Consider the following 12,067-nt stretch of genomic DNA (forward strand, 5'->3'; position numbering starts at 1 on the left):
CTCAGACCGCCCGCGGCAGACCGGTGGGGACGGCGGCACCCGGGCGCCGGTAGGTCCGGTCGACGTGCACGAGCGGCTCAGCGTCCGGGCCGAGCGCGATCCGCTCGACGTCGGCCACGATCAGGCGTGACTCCCCCACCGGGACGACCGTGCGCAGGACGCACCGCAGGTCGGCGAGAGCGCCCGCCAGCACCGGCGCGCCCGCCTCGTCGAGTGACCACCCGTGCTCGGCGGCGAAGCGGTGACCACCGGCGGCGGCGAACGCGATCGCGACGTCGGCTCGCGAGGCCGGAAGGACGTGCACCGAGAACCGCTCGGACGCCAGCAGGCGGGCGGCGGTCGCGGACCCGCCGGAGACCGACAAGGAGACGACGGGCGGCTCGGCCGAGACGGACGCGAGGCTCGAGACGGTCATCCCGAAGGGCCCGTCCGCGTCGACGGCCGTCACCACGCCGACCCCGGTCGGCCACCGCCGGAACGCCGCCTTCAGGTCGTAGGCGTCGGGCGAGCGGCTCGTCCCGGCCTGGGGATGCTCGACGATGTCCATGGGTCACCTTCCTGTCTCACGCTCGATCGTAGAACCTCAAGCGAAGTTGAGGTCAAGGATCCACTCCCGAGCGAGAAGGTCGTCGGCGCGTCTCCATGTCAAACCGATGTTTCGCGCAAGACACGAGCGATGACCCTGGTCGGAGTCGAGCCAGCCGAAGGACGGCGCTTCGCGGCCTGCAATACGAGGGAAATCAGCGCATCCCCCTCGCCGGCGACACGAGGTCGCGCGTTTCACAGGGTCTTGTTCCGGTTGAAACCAGTCGGCAACGGATCGGTCGTGGACTTGGTCCATGAGCCCGGCACACCTCGACGCGCACCGCCACATCGGCGTGCTGCCGGAGTTCCCCTTCTACGGCGGCCCGCCGGTCCGCGCCGACGTCACGGCGAAGGCCACCGTCGAGGAGTTCATCGCCACGCTCGACGACGAGGGCACCGAGCGCGCACTGGTGCTGCCCAACTACGGCGTGCCGATCCCGGACGCAGCGTTCGACCTCAACCCGCTCGCGCTCGAGGCGGCCCAGAAGGACGACAGGGTCCGGTGCGGACTGTGGGTCTCGCCCAAGGCCTCCGACGCCCAGCGCAACGACGCCGCCCTCGCGCTCGCCACGGAGGACGGCGTGAAGGCGCTCAAGACGAGCTTCCTGCTGGGCGGCGCGCCGACCGACCCCGACTGCGCCGAGCAGCTCGACCGCATCTTCACCACGGCCGCCGCGCTCGACCTCGTCGTGCACGTGCACACGTCACCTGGTGCCGCGAGCGACGTCGACCAGGTCGGCCACCTCGTCGACAGGTACGGCGACGACACGAAGATCCACCTGGTCCACCTCGGTGGAGGGATGAGCGGACACATGAAGCTCATCGGCGGGCGACTCTTCGACTGGATCGAGGCCGGCAAGAAGGTCTACACCGACACGAGCTGGACGATCGGGTTCGCCCCGCTGTGGCTCGTCGACGAGATCACCCGACGCGGCATCGGCCATGACCGCATCCTCTTCGCGACCGACGCCCCCTGGGGCGACTTCGCCGGGGAGCACGCACGGCTGGCGGCCGCAGCCGGTGACGGCGAGCTCGCCGACCACTTCTTCCACCGCAACTTCGAGGCGCTCTACGGCTGACCGCCCGGTTCACCTCCCCCAGTCCTGGTCCGCCACGGCGACACCAGCAACCGCAGCACCTGCACGACCCACCTCATCGCCACCACCGCACCCCACAGGAGATCCCATGACCGACATCGATGCCCAGATCGCCGAGAACATCGCGACCTCCCTCGCCGAGATCCAGCACCCCTCCCTCCCGCAGGGAACGAACCTCTACGGGTCCACCAAGATCTTCCCGGACTACCAGGCCGAGGAGGGACAGTCCTACTTCACCCTCATCCACGGCATCCCGCACGAGTCGTCGGTCAGCTTCGTCGCGATCCTGCAGGCCACCCGCGCGCTGCGGAAGGGCTTCGAGACGGCGATCTACTTCTACGGTCCCGGGACCCTGGCGTGCTCGGCCAACCGCGGCTTCCCCACCACCGGTGACGCCGGATTCCCCGGCGAGCTCAACATGAACGGGTCCCTCGAGACCTACATCGCCGAGGGCGGGACGGTCTTCTGCTGCCGGTTCGGTCTCGCTCTGCACGGCATCCGCGAGGAGGACCTGATCGAGGGCGTCGTGCCGGCGCACCCGCTCGACGTGCAGGACGCGATCATCCACTACGCGCGCAAGGGCGCGATCATCAACTCCGTCTACAACCTCTGACCGCGGACGCCGAGACGACCAGGACCGAGGAGAGTCATGAACGCGCCACGCTGCGGCGGCACGACCGCCACCCGGACGAGCACGCGAGTCGACGTGGCCATCCAGGGCATCCGACTGATCGACGCGCCGGTCAGCCGTCAGTCGGGCGCGGGTCCGAGCGACGACGGTCATGTGCTGCTCGGGGGGGTCGGGACGGCGGTCCCGATCAACCCCGACAGCCCGTTCACGGTCAACCGGGGGCGTCTGCTCCTCGACGGGGCCGACACCGGTCTCGGTGTAGAACCGGTCCGCCGGCCCAGGTTCTACGACCTGGAGACTGCGGAGGGCGTGTCGTACGAGAAGATCGCCCGCCTGCACTCGGCCGATGTCCTGGCGACCACCGTCGTGCAGACGTGCGTCAGGTACGACGAGGCGGAGCGTTGCCGGTTCTGCGCGATAGAGAAGTCGCTGGAGTCGGGTTCGACCATCGCGGTGAAGACGCCGGCGCAGATCGCCGAGGTCGCTCGAGCGGCCCACGAGCTGGACGGCATCACGCAGATGGTGATGACGACCGGCACCTCCAACGGACGCGATCGTGGCGCGACTCACCTCGCCCGCTGCGTCCGCGCCGTTCGTGCGGTGCTGCCCGACTTGGCCATCCAGGTGCAGTGCGAACCGCCCGCCGACCTGCGGACGATCACCGACCTCTACGAGGCCGGTGCCCGCTCGATCGGCATCCACGTCGAGTCGATGGACGACGCCGTGCGTCGGCGCTGGATGCCGGGGAAGTCCGCTGTGACCCTCGAGGAGTACCGAGCGGCCTGGCGCGAGGCCGTGCGCGTCTTCGGGCACAACCAGGTCTCGACGTACCTGCTGGTCGGCCTGGGCGAGGACCCCGACGAGCTGGTCGACGCGGCGCAGGAGCTCATCGACATGGGCGTCTACCCGTTCGTCGTCCCCTTCCGCCCTCTCGCAGGGACGCTCGCGACCGACGTCGACAACGTGCCCCCACCTGCGGCCGACGTGCTGCAGGACGTCTCGCGGCGGGTCGCGCTCGCTCTGGCCCGCGCCGGCATGCACGGCGCCGACCAGGCAGCCGGGTGCGCGGCGTGCGGCGCGTGCAGCGTCCTGCAGAGCGAAGGCGCCTGACATGACGATCATCGACCTGGACCGCGGCATCCTCACCGGCGCCCGCCCTGCCCCTGCACCGTCCTTCCTGGTCGAGCAGGCGCTGACCAGGGCGGACCTGGAGGCCTACCGGGCGCTGCGGCGGGAGGTGTTCGTGGCCGAGCAGGGCCTCTTCGCGGCCGACGACGCCGACCGGATCGACGACGACCCTCGCACGGTGGTCCTGATCGCCCGCGCGGGCGACGGCACCGTGCTCGGCGGGGTGCGGATCGCCCCGGCGGTCGAGGGCCGCGACATCGGGTGGTGGTCCGGCAGCCGCCTGGCCGTCACGGCTGCGGCTCGGACCCGGTCCGGCGTCGGCGCCGCGTTGGTCCGGGCCGCCCGCGCCCGCGCAGAGGCCGAGGGTGCCCTGCGCTTCGACGCGACCGTGCAGCGCCAGAACGAGGCGCTCTTCCACCGGCTCGGCTGGACCACGCTCTCGGTCACCGACGTGCACGACCACCCTCACGCCCACATGCTGTGGCCCATCGACCGGGTGGAACGTCTCGCCCGTGCCACCAAGGCGTCGCTCGGGTCGCTCCTCGACGAGCTCTCCACGACGGAGCTCGTCGGTGCCCTCGGCGGCGGCAGGTTCGTGGGGGACGACGCGGCGCCCGTGCCCGGCTCCGACCTGCTCGCCGCCTGCGACGCGATCCTGCCCTCCATGGTCGAGCGCGACCCCGAGTGGGCCGGATGGTGCGCCGTGCTGGTCAACCTCAATGACATCTCCGCGATGGGCGCCGTGCCCGTCGGACTGCTCGACGCCGTCGGCGCCCGCGACGCCTCGTTCGCCCGGAGGATCCTTCGCGGCCTGAGTGACGCCTCCCACGCATGGGGCGTCCCCGTCCTCGGTGGCCACACCCAGCTGGGGGTCCCTGCGTCCCTGAGCGTCACGGCCCTCGGGCGCACCGCCCGTCCCGTGCGCGGCGGCGGGGGACGCGCCGGCGAGGCACTGCGCCTCACGGCTGACCTCGGCGGCCGGTGGCGGCCCGGCTACACCGGGTCGCAGTGGGACTCCTCCTCGCACCGCCGGTCCGACGAGCTGCGTGCCCTCGCGCGCGTCGTGCCGGCACTACGCCCCACGGCCGCCAAGGACGTCAGCATGGCCGGCATCATCGGCACCACGGGCATGCTCGCCGAGGCCAGCGGATGCAAGGCCGTCCTCGACGTCGCCGACGTCCCCACCCCGCGGGATGTGCGCGCGGGCGACTGGCTCACGTGCTTCCCCGGGTTCGCGATGGTCACGACCGAACCGGCCCCGGCGCGCGCGGCGCAGGCACGTGCCGACCTTCCGCCCGGCGTCGAGACCGCCGTCTGCGGACGCCTGTCCGTGGGCCGCGGCGTCGACCTGCGCTGGCCCGACGGTCTCGTGACGTCCGCCGTCACCGCCACGGTCACCGGACTCGGACCCTCTGTCGGACCCATGGAAAGGCACACGGCATGACCCTCACCCACCTGGCTGCGGCATCGGCCAACTTCGGGCGTGACCTCGAGCAGGCCTACGCGCAGATCACCCACCTGGTCGCCGAGGCGCGGACCCGGGACGTCAAGCTGCTGGCCCTGCCCGAGGCGACTCTCGGCGGCTACCTCTCGACGTTGCACACCGACGGCGACGGACCCGACTCCCTTCCCCCGGTGATCGACCTCGATGGCCCGGAGCTGCGAGAGGTCGCTCGCATCGCCGGCGACATGACCGTGGTCCTCGGCTTCTGCGAGGCCGACGGCGACACCCGGTTCAACAGCGCCGCAGCTGTCACGGGCGACGGCGTGATCGGCGTGCACCGCAAGGTGCATCAACCGCTCGGCGAGAACCTGTACTACGAGGCGGGCGAGGTCTTCCAGGCCTTCGAGACGCCGGTCGGGCGGCTCGGGATGCTCATCTGCTACGACAAGGCCTTCCCGGAGGCCGCCCGGGCCCTTGCGCTCGACGGCGCCCAGATCGTCACCTGCATCTCGGCCTGGCCGTCCTCTCGCACGGCGGGCGCAGGCGACATCGCCGAGGACCGTTGGACCAGGCGGTTCAACGTGTTCGACCAGGCCCGCGCGCTCGAGAACCAAGTCGTGTGGGTCGCGGCCAACCAGGTCGGGACGTTCGGGTCGATGCGCTTCGTCGCGAACGCCAAGATCGTGGGACCGGGCGGTGACGTCCTCGCCACCACCGGCACCGAGGCCGGACTTGCGGTCGCCGGCCTCGACGTCGAGGACGCGCTGCAGACGGCCCGGCGCTCGATGTTCCACCTGCGGGACCGCCGGCCCGAGACGTACGCGACGGAGGTGCCGGTCCATGCCTGAGATGACCGTGACCGTCCGGTGGCCCGACGGAGCCGTCGAGGAGTGCTACTCACCGTCGTTGGTCATGCACGACCACCTGGAGCCCGGCACGACCTACCTCGTCGACGACTTCGCGCGCCGTTCGGCGACCGCGCTCACCGAGGCCGGCGAACGCGTCCGCGCCCGGTACGGGTTCGCCTGCAGTGCCTCCGCCGCGTCGCTCGAGCGGATCCGATCCACCGCCGCCCGCTTCGCGGCCACCGACCTCGTCGAGGTGCTCGCGATGCGACCCCCGTTGCCGACCCGGACCCCGACGCCGACCGAGGAACCGTCATGACCGTGCCCGTCGCGATCGTCGGCGCCGGGCAGGCGGGGCTGTCGGTCAGCTGGCTCCTGAAGCGCGAGGGGATCGAGCACGTGCTGCTCGAGGCCTCGACCACGGCGCACGAGTGGACCGATCGCCGCTGGGACAGCTTCACCCTCGTCACGCCCAACTGGCACTGCCGACTGCCCGGCTACGCCTACGAGGGTGACGACCCCGACGGGTTCATGGACCGCGAGGAGGTGGCACGGTGGCTCGCCGGCTACGCGGCCAGCTTCGACCCGCCCGTGCGCGAACACACCGCGGTTACGTCGCTGGCCGAGCGTGAGGGTGGCGGATTCGTCCTGACCTTGCTCGGACCCGACGGCGACGAGCTGCTCGAGGCCGAGCACGTCGTGCTGGCGACCGGTGGATACCACCTGCCGATCGTCCCCCCGTTCGCCGCGGCGATCGACCCGACGATCGCGCAGGTCCACTCGGCCGACTACCGCAACCCCGACCAGCTGCCCGAGGGTGAGGTCCTGGTCGTCGGGTCAGGACAGTCCGGCGCCCAGATCGCCGAGGACCTGCACCTCGCGGGTCGCTCCGTGCACCTCGCGCTCGGCGACGCCCCACGCGTCGCCCGGTTCTACCGCGGCCGTGACTGCATGACCTGGTTGGCCGACATGGGGCTGTACGAGACGCCCGTGCAGCAGTACCCCGGGGGCCGCGCGGCCCGGGAGAAGACGAACCACTACGTCACCGGCCGCGACGGTGGGCGCGACATCGACCTGCGACGGTTCGCGGCCGACGGCATGCGGCTCTACGGCCTGATGTCCGACGCCGAGGGCACCCGCCTGTCGTTCGAGCCGACCGTGGCGACGGCGCTCGACGCCGCCGACGCGGTCTACAACTCGATCTGCCGTGACATCGACGCCTACATCGAGCGCGAGGGCATCGACGCCCCGCCGGGTGGACGATACGAACCGGTCTGGACGCCGGACCACGAACCGCGCGTGCTCGACCTCGCCGAGGCCGGCGTGAGCTCGATCGTGTGGGCCATCGGGTACCGGCCCGACTACCGTTGGGTGCGGGTGGGGGTCTTCGACGGCTCCGGCGCGCCGACGCACACGCGCGGCGTCACCTCGGTGCCGGGCTTGTACTTCCTCGGTCTGCCGTGGATGCACACGTGGGGCTCGGGCCGGTTCGCCGGCATCGCCCGCGACGCCGAGCACGTGTTCGGCTGCATCGTCGGCGCGCACCGTCCCGCACCGGTCGATCGCTAGACCGTGCGGCTCGCGGCGGTGGCTGCCCACTTCGGGCGCGACATCGGTCGATCCCTCGAGAAGGTCGCCCGCATCATCGACGACGCCCGCGGCGCCGGAGCGGACCTGCTGGTCCTGCCCGACGCCACCCTCGGCGGCTACCTGGCCGACCTGCGCAGCCCCGACCCCGACGCCCTTCCGCCCGCCCTCGCCGAGGACTCCCCCGAGATCGGTCAGGTCGTGGCCATGGCGCGGGAGATGGTCGTGTGCTTCGGCTACACCGAGGAGGTGTGCACCGGGGACGACGTGCTGCACCACAACGCCGCCCTGTGCGTGACGGGGGACGGGATCCTCGGACGCCATCGCAAGGTGCACCAGCCGGCCGGCGAGTCCCTCGTCTACGCAGCCGGGTCGACGTTCGAGGCCTTCGACACCCCGGTCGGCCGGCTGGGGATGGTCATCGACTACGACAAGACGTTCCCGGAGTCCGCGCGCACGCTGGCGCTCGACCGCGCGCAGATCGTCGCGTGCCTGTCGGCATGGCCGGCCAGCGTGACCGACCGGGCGTCCCGGCTGCCCAAGGACCGGCAGTCGCGGCTGTTCGACCTCTACGACAGTGCCCGCGCGGCGGAGAACCAGATCGTGTGGGTGTCCTCGAACCAGACCGGCGTGATGGGCGGTCTGCGCTTCCTCGGCCAGGCCAAGGTGGTCGGGCCCGGCGGCGACGTGCTGGCCAGGACGTGGTCCAAGGGGGCGCTCGCCGTGGCCGAGGTCGACGTCGCCCAAGAAATCGCCCGGTCACGACGCATCCTGCACCACCTCCAGGAGCTCACGCCGCACAGCTACCGCACCCGGGAGCGCTCATGACCACGGCGCGCAAGATCGCTCTGCTGACCTACTCCTCCAAGCCTCGCGGTGGCGTGGTGCACACGCTCGCGCTCGCGGAGGCCCTGGCAGCACTCGGGCACGACGTCCACGTCTGGACCCTGGCCCGTGGTGGTGACACGACCTTCTTCCGACCGGTCGACCCCGCGGTGACCCTGCACCCCGTGCCCTTCCCCCCGATCGACGGTGAGGACGTCGGGTCGCGCATCCTGCGCTCGATCCGGACGCTCCGGGACGCCTTCGGACCCGTCCGCGCGGGCTACGACGTCGTGCACGCCCAGGACTGCATCAGCGCGAACGCCGCGATGCCGTGCATCCGTACCATCCATCACCTGGACACCTTTACGACGCCCGAGCTGGCCGCTTGCCACGAGCGTGCCGTGGTGGAGCCGGTGGCGCGCATCTGCGTCTCGGAGGCCGTGGCGGGCGAGGTCCGCACTGGGTGGGGGCTCCGACCGACCGTCATAGCGAACGGCGTCGACGCCGCGAGGTTCGAGGCGGCGGCGCGGGACGAGGCGGGCCGACGGCGGTGGGCCCGCCGGCTCGGTCCCTACGTGCTGGCCCTCGGTGGCATCGAGCCCCGCAAGGGCAGCATCGACCTGATCGAGGCGTTCGCCCTCCTGCGTCGCAGCCTGCCGGACCTTCGGCTCGTGTTCGCCGGCGGCGAGACGCTGTTCGACTACCGCGACTACCGGCATGAGTTCGAGGAGCGGGCCGAGCGGCTCCACGTCGAGCCCGAGGTGCTGGGCGTCGTCGACGACTCCCGGCTGCCGTCGCTCGTGGCCCAGGCCGAGGCCCTGGCGTTCGTCTCGACGAAGGAGGGGTTCGGCCTCGCGGCTTTGGAGGCGCTGTCGGCCGGGGTGCCCGTCGTGGCCCGTGACCTGCCGGTCCTGCGCGAGGTGTTCGGACCCACGGTCGCCTACGCGTCCACCCCGGCGGAGATCGCCGCGGCGCTCGCCGAGGCGGTGACGTCGCCGGGGACAGGCGCCGCGGGTCGTGACCTCGCTCGGGGCTACACCTGGGAACGGGCGGCCATGGACCACGCCGCCTTCTACGAGGCTCACCTGGGTCGGCGGTGACGGCGTGACGACCGTGCCGATCGGGCGGGCCTTCACCCTCCTCGCCGAGCGCGAACCGGCGCGCCCGGCGGTCTGCGTCGGTGACCGGGTGGTGACGCGCGCCGAGCTGGAGTCGCTCGGCAACCGGCTCGCGCGGACGTGGGCGCGGCGGGGCGTCGGGGTCGACGACCTCGTCACGATCCTGCTTCCGAACGGCGTCGACGCGGTGCTCGCGAGCGTCGCCGCGTGGAAGCTCGGCGCGACCCCGCAGCCCCTGTCGCCGCGCCTGCCCGAGGCGGAGCGGGCGCGGCTGCTCCAGGCCGCGCGTCCCCGGCTCGTGGTCGATGCCCCGGTCGAGGTCGCGGTCCCCGACGACGGCCCCCTTCCCGATGCCGTGGCCTCGTCGTGGAAGGCACCCACCTCGAGCGGCAGCACGGGTGCGCCGAGGCTCCTCCTGGATCCTCACCCCTCGCTCGTCGACCCGGACCGTCCCGTCGCACCGTTCGTGCCGCAGGACGTGGTGCAGCTCGTGGCGGGCCCGTTGTCCCACGCGGCCCCGTACGTCTACGCGATGCGCGGCCTCATGACGGGTCACGAGCTCGTCGTCCTGCCGCGCTTCGACGCCGGTGAGGCGTTGGCCGCCATCGAACGGCACCGCGTCGGGTGGGCGATGCTCGTGCCTGCCACGATGGCGCGCATCTGGCGACATCCGGCGCGCGCCGCCACGGACGTGTCGTCCCTGCAGTCGGTCCTGCACCTGGCGGCCCGCTGCCCGGAGCCGCTCAAGCGGGCCTGGATCGGGTGGCTCGGGCCCGAGAGGGTCGTCGAGGTCTACGCGGGCACCGAGGCCCAGGGACTCACGTCGATCCGCGGCGACGAGTGGCTCGAGCGTCCAGGGTCGGTCGGACGCCCCGTCCCGGGCTCGCGCTTTCGCGCCGTGCGACCGGACGGCAGCGAATGTGCGCCGGGCGAGCTCGGCGAGCTGCGGATGCAGCGTGACGGCGGCCTGTCGGGATGGCATGGGCTGGGGGACGCCGGCTGGCTCGACGACGACGGCTACGTGTTCGTGGCGGATCGTCTCGACGACGCGATCACGACGGGTGGCGTCACGGTGCATCCCGCCGACGTCGAGGCGGTCGTCGACTCCCACCCGGCCGTGCGGTCGTCGGTGGCCGTCGGACGGCCCGACCCCGAGCTCGGCGAGCGCGTGCACGTGGTCGCTGAGTCCGATGCGGACCCTGAGGAGCTCTTGGCGTGGGCTCGCGCACGGATGGACCCGGAGAAGGCGCCCCGGACGCTCGAGGTCATCGAGGAGGTGCTTCGGGACGACACCGGCAAGGTCCGGCGGGGTCGCTGGAAGGTCACCTGACCCCCGGCCGGGCCTACCTGCCCAGCACGGCGAGAGCGGCCTCGACGATGGAGGCCACGTCGATGCCGTTCGACCGGTAGGGCTCGTCGTCGGCGCTCGAGGGCACCCGTCCTTCGGCGGACGGGAGAGCGTCTGGTCGATGGGCCGGGTCGAGAGCCGGAAGTGGGCCGACCTGCCCCCGGGCATCCTGCGAGAATGCGCGATGACCCCCTCCCCGTCCCCAGGAGCCTCCGTGCCCGCACTGACCGACCCGTTGACCCTGCCGAACGGCCAGGTCCTGCCGAACCGGCTCATGAAGGCCGCGCTCAGCGAGGCGCTCGCGACCGACGACCACGCCCCGGACCACCGGCTCGTCGAGCTGTACCGCCGCTGGAGCGACGGCGGGTACGGCCTGATCGTCACCGGCAACGTCATGGTCGACCGCACCCAGCTCGGGGAGCCGGGCAACGTCGTCGTCGAGGACGAGCGCCACCTGGACGCCCTCCGGCGCTGGACGGCGCCTGCGAAGGATGCCGGCGTGCCGATGTGGGCGCAGATCAACCACCCCGGCCGGCAGGCGAACCCGATGGCTCTGCGGCACACACCCGTCGCGCCGAGCGCCGTCGCGCTGAACCTGCCGGGCGCCTCGACGCCGCGCGTCCTCACCACCGAGGAGGTCGCCGACGTCGTCGAGCGGTTCGCCACGACGGCGGCGGTGTGCGAGGCCGCAGGGTTCGACGGCGTGCAGGTCCACGGCGCGCACGGCTACCTCGTCAACCAGTTCCTGTCCCCGCGCACGAACCTGCGGACCGACGAGTGGGGCGGCGACGCCGAACGGCGCATGCGCTTCCCGCTGGAGGTCGTGCGGCGCATCCGGGCCCGCGTGTCCCCCGGCTTCGCGGTCGGCATCAAGCTGAACTCCGCAGACTTCCAGCGTGGCGGGTTCAGCGAGGACGAGTCCCGTGCCGTGCTGGCTGCGCTCGCCACCGAGGGCGTCGACCTGATCGAGATCAGCGGCGGCAGCTACGAGTCGCCCGCGATGATGGGCACCGCTGCAGCGTCGACCCGTGCCCGCGAGGCCTACTTCCTCGAGTACGCGCGCACGGCCCGTGCGGTCGTCGGCGACGTGCCACTGGCGGTGACGGGCGGATTCCGCACGCGCACCGGCATGGCCGACGCGGTGGAGTCCGGCGAGTGCGACGTCGTCGGCCTGGGCCGCCCCACAGCGGTGGTCCCCGACGCAGCCGACGTGGTGCTCGCCGACCGGGCGGACCTCCCGACGCACCGGATCACGATGGGTGCGCGGGGCCTCGTCGGCAAGGTCACGAACCTCAAGCAGCTCGACGGCCTGCTCGACCTCGGCTGGCACGCCGACCAGCTGCACCGCCTCGCCGACGGCCGCGACCCTGACCCCGGACGCGGACGCGCCGCCACCCTCGCTGCCATGGTGCGTCGCAACGGGCGAGGGGCCCTGCGCCGCACAAGGGGTTGACGGCGA

Annotated in this window: 12 protein-coding genes; 11 read left to right on the forward strand and 1 reads right to left on the reverse strand. The window is 72.3% G+C overall.

The genetic code is table 11. From position 1 onward, the window contains the following. Position 1: 1 nt before the first annotated feature. A complete protein-coding gene (locus tag ABD213_RS09265) occupies positions 2–547 on the reverse strand; it encodes a flavin reductase family protein (RefSeq protein ID WP_344327249.1) in 546 nt (181 codons plus the stop codon). 292 nt (positions 548–839) lie between these two features. Here ABD213_RS09265 and ABD213_RS09270 point away from each other — a divergent pair, with 292 nt between their 5' ends. From ABD213_RS09270 to ABD213_RS09320, 11 genes are all read left to right on the forward strand, one after another. Further along, entirely contained in the window at positions 840–1,664 is an 825-nt protein-coding gene (locus tag ABD213_RS09270; RefSeq protein ID WP_344327251.1) for an amidohydrolase family protein, read from the forward strand. Positions 1,665–1,770: 106 nt separating this feature from the next. Next, entirely contained in the window at positions 1,771–2,295 is a 525-nt protein-coding gene (locus tag ABD213_RS09275) for an MSMEG_0572/Sll0783 family nitrogen starvation response protein (RefSeq protein WP_344327252.1), read from the forward strand. Positions 2,296–2,331: 36 nt separating this feature from the next. Then, positions 2,332–3,423: an MSMEG_0568 family radical SAM protein gene (locus tag ABD213_RS09280; RefSeq protein ID WP_344327255.1), complete on the forward strand. Its 1,092-nt coding sequence runs from the start codon at positions 2,332–2,334 to the stop codon at positions 3,421–3,423. A gap of 1 nt (position 3,424) precedes the next feature. Beyond that, positions 3,425–4,885: an MSMEG_0567/sll0787 family protein gene (locus ABD213_RS09285; RefSeq protein WP_344327256.1), complete on the forward strand. Its 1,461-nt coding sequence runs from the start codon at positions 3,425–3,427 to the stop codon at positions 4,883–4,885. After that, the gene (locus ABD213_RS09290) at positions 4,882–5,733 is read left to right on the forward strand and encodes a carbon-nitrogen hydrolase family protein (protein ID WP_344327258.1); all 852 of its coding nucleotides are present in this window, start codon (positions 4,882–4,884) and stop codon (positions 5,731–5,733) included. The genes ABD213_RS09285 and ABD213_RS09290 overlap by 4 nt, the downstream gene beginning before the upstream one ends. Next, positions 5,726–6,049: an MSMEG_0570 family nitrogen starvation response protein gene (locus tag ABD213_RS09295; protein WP_344327260.1), complete on the forward strand. Its 324-nt coding sequence runs from the start codon at positions 5,726–5,728 to the stop codon at positions 6,047–6,049. Before ABD213_RS09290 ends, ABD213_RS09295 begins: the two co-directional genes overlap by 8 nt. Beyond that, on the forward strand, positions 6,046–7,299 hold the full coding sequence (locus ABD213_RS09300) for an MSMEG_0569 family flavin-dependent oxidoreductase (RefSeq protein WP_344327262.1): 1,254 nt from the start codon (positions 6,046–6,048) through the stop codon (positions 7,297–7,299). The genes ABD213_RS09295 and ABD213_RS09300 overlap by 4 nt, the downstream gene beginning before the upstream one ends. An 18-nt stretch (positions 7,300–7,317) precedes the next feature. Then, on the forward strand, positions 7,318–8,145 hold the full coding sequence (locus tag ABD213_RS09305; protein ID WP_344327264.1) for a carbon-nitrogen hydrolase family protein: 828 nt from the start codon (positions 7,318–7,320) through the stop codon (positions 8,143–8,145). Continuing rightward, positions 8,142–9,242, forward strand: a complete 1,101-nt coding sequence (locus tag ABD213_RS09310; RefSeq protein WP_344327267.1) for an MSMEG_0565 family glycosyltransferase — start codon at positions 8,142–8,144, stop codon at positions 9,240–9,242. The genes ABD213_RS09305 and ABD213_RS09310 overlap by 4 nt, the downstream gene beginning before the upstream one ends. Before the next feature lie 4 nt (positions 9,243–9,246). After that, positions 9,247–10,590, forward strand: a complete 1,344-nt coding sequence (locus ABD213_RS09315; RefSeq protein WP_344327269.1) for an AMP-binding protein — start codon at positions 9,247–9,249, stop codon at positions 10,588–10,590. Between the two features lie 232 nt (positions 10,591–10,822). Continuing rightward, positions 10,823–12,061 carry an NADH:flavin oxidoreductase/NADH oxidase family protein gene (locus tag ABD213_RS09320; protein WP_344327271.1) on the forward strand — a complete coding sequence of 413 codons (1,239 nt, stop codon included), beginning with the start codon at positions 10,823–10,825 and terminating at the stop codon, positions 12,059–12,061. Positions 12,062–12,067: the final 6 nt, after the last annotated feature.

It is taken from the genome of Aeromicrobium halocynthiae (genome assembly GCF_039531385.1).
GTDB classification, from domain to species: Bacteria; Actinomycetota; Actinomycetes; order Propionibacteriales; family Nocardioidaceae; genus Aeromicrobium; species Aeromicrobium halocynthiae.

What these genes read in the sequence shown, in the direction of transcription:
- ABD213_RS09265 (WP_344327249.1), bottom strand. Translation starts at nt 547, where the DNA reads ATGGACATCGTCGAGCATCCCCAGGCCGGGACGAGCCGCTCGCCCGAC.
- ABD213_RS09270 (WP_344327251.1), top strand. Translation starts at nt 840, where the DNA reads ATGAGCCCGGCACACCTCGACGCGCACCGCCACATCGGCGTGCTGCCG.
- ABD213_RS09275 (WP_344327252.1), top strand. Translation starts at nt 1,771, where the DNA reads ATGACCGACATCGATGCCCAGATCGCCGAGAACATCGCGACCTCCCTC.
- ABD213_RS09280 (WP_344327255.1), top strand. Translation starts at nt 2,332, where the DNA reads ATGAACGCGCCACGCTGCGGCGGCACGACCGCCACCCGGACGAGCACG.
- ABD213_RS09285 (WP_344327256.1), top strand. Translation starts at nt 3,425, where the DNA reads ATGACGATCATCGACCTGGACCGCGGCATCCTCACCGGCGCCCGCCCT.
- ABD213_RS09290 (WP_344327258.1), top strand. Translation starts at nt 4,882, where the DNA reads ATGACCCTCACCCACCTGGCTGCGGCATCGGCCAACTTCGGGCGTGAC.
- ABD213_RS09295 (WP_344327260.1), top strand. Translation starts at nt 5,726, where the DNA reads ATGCCTGAGATGACCGTGACCGTCCGGTGGCCCGACGGAGCCGTCGAG.
- ABD213_RS09300 (WP_344327262.1), top strand. Translation starts at nt 6,046, where the DNA reads ATGACCGTGCCCGTCGCGATCGTCGGCGCCGGGCAGGCGGGGCTGTCG.
- ABD213_RS09310 (WP_344327267.1), top strand. Translation starts at nt 8,142, where the DNA reads ATGACCACGGCGCGCAAGATCGCTCTGCTGACCTACTCCTCCAAGCCT.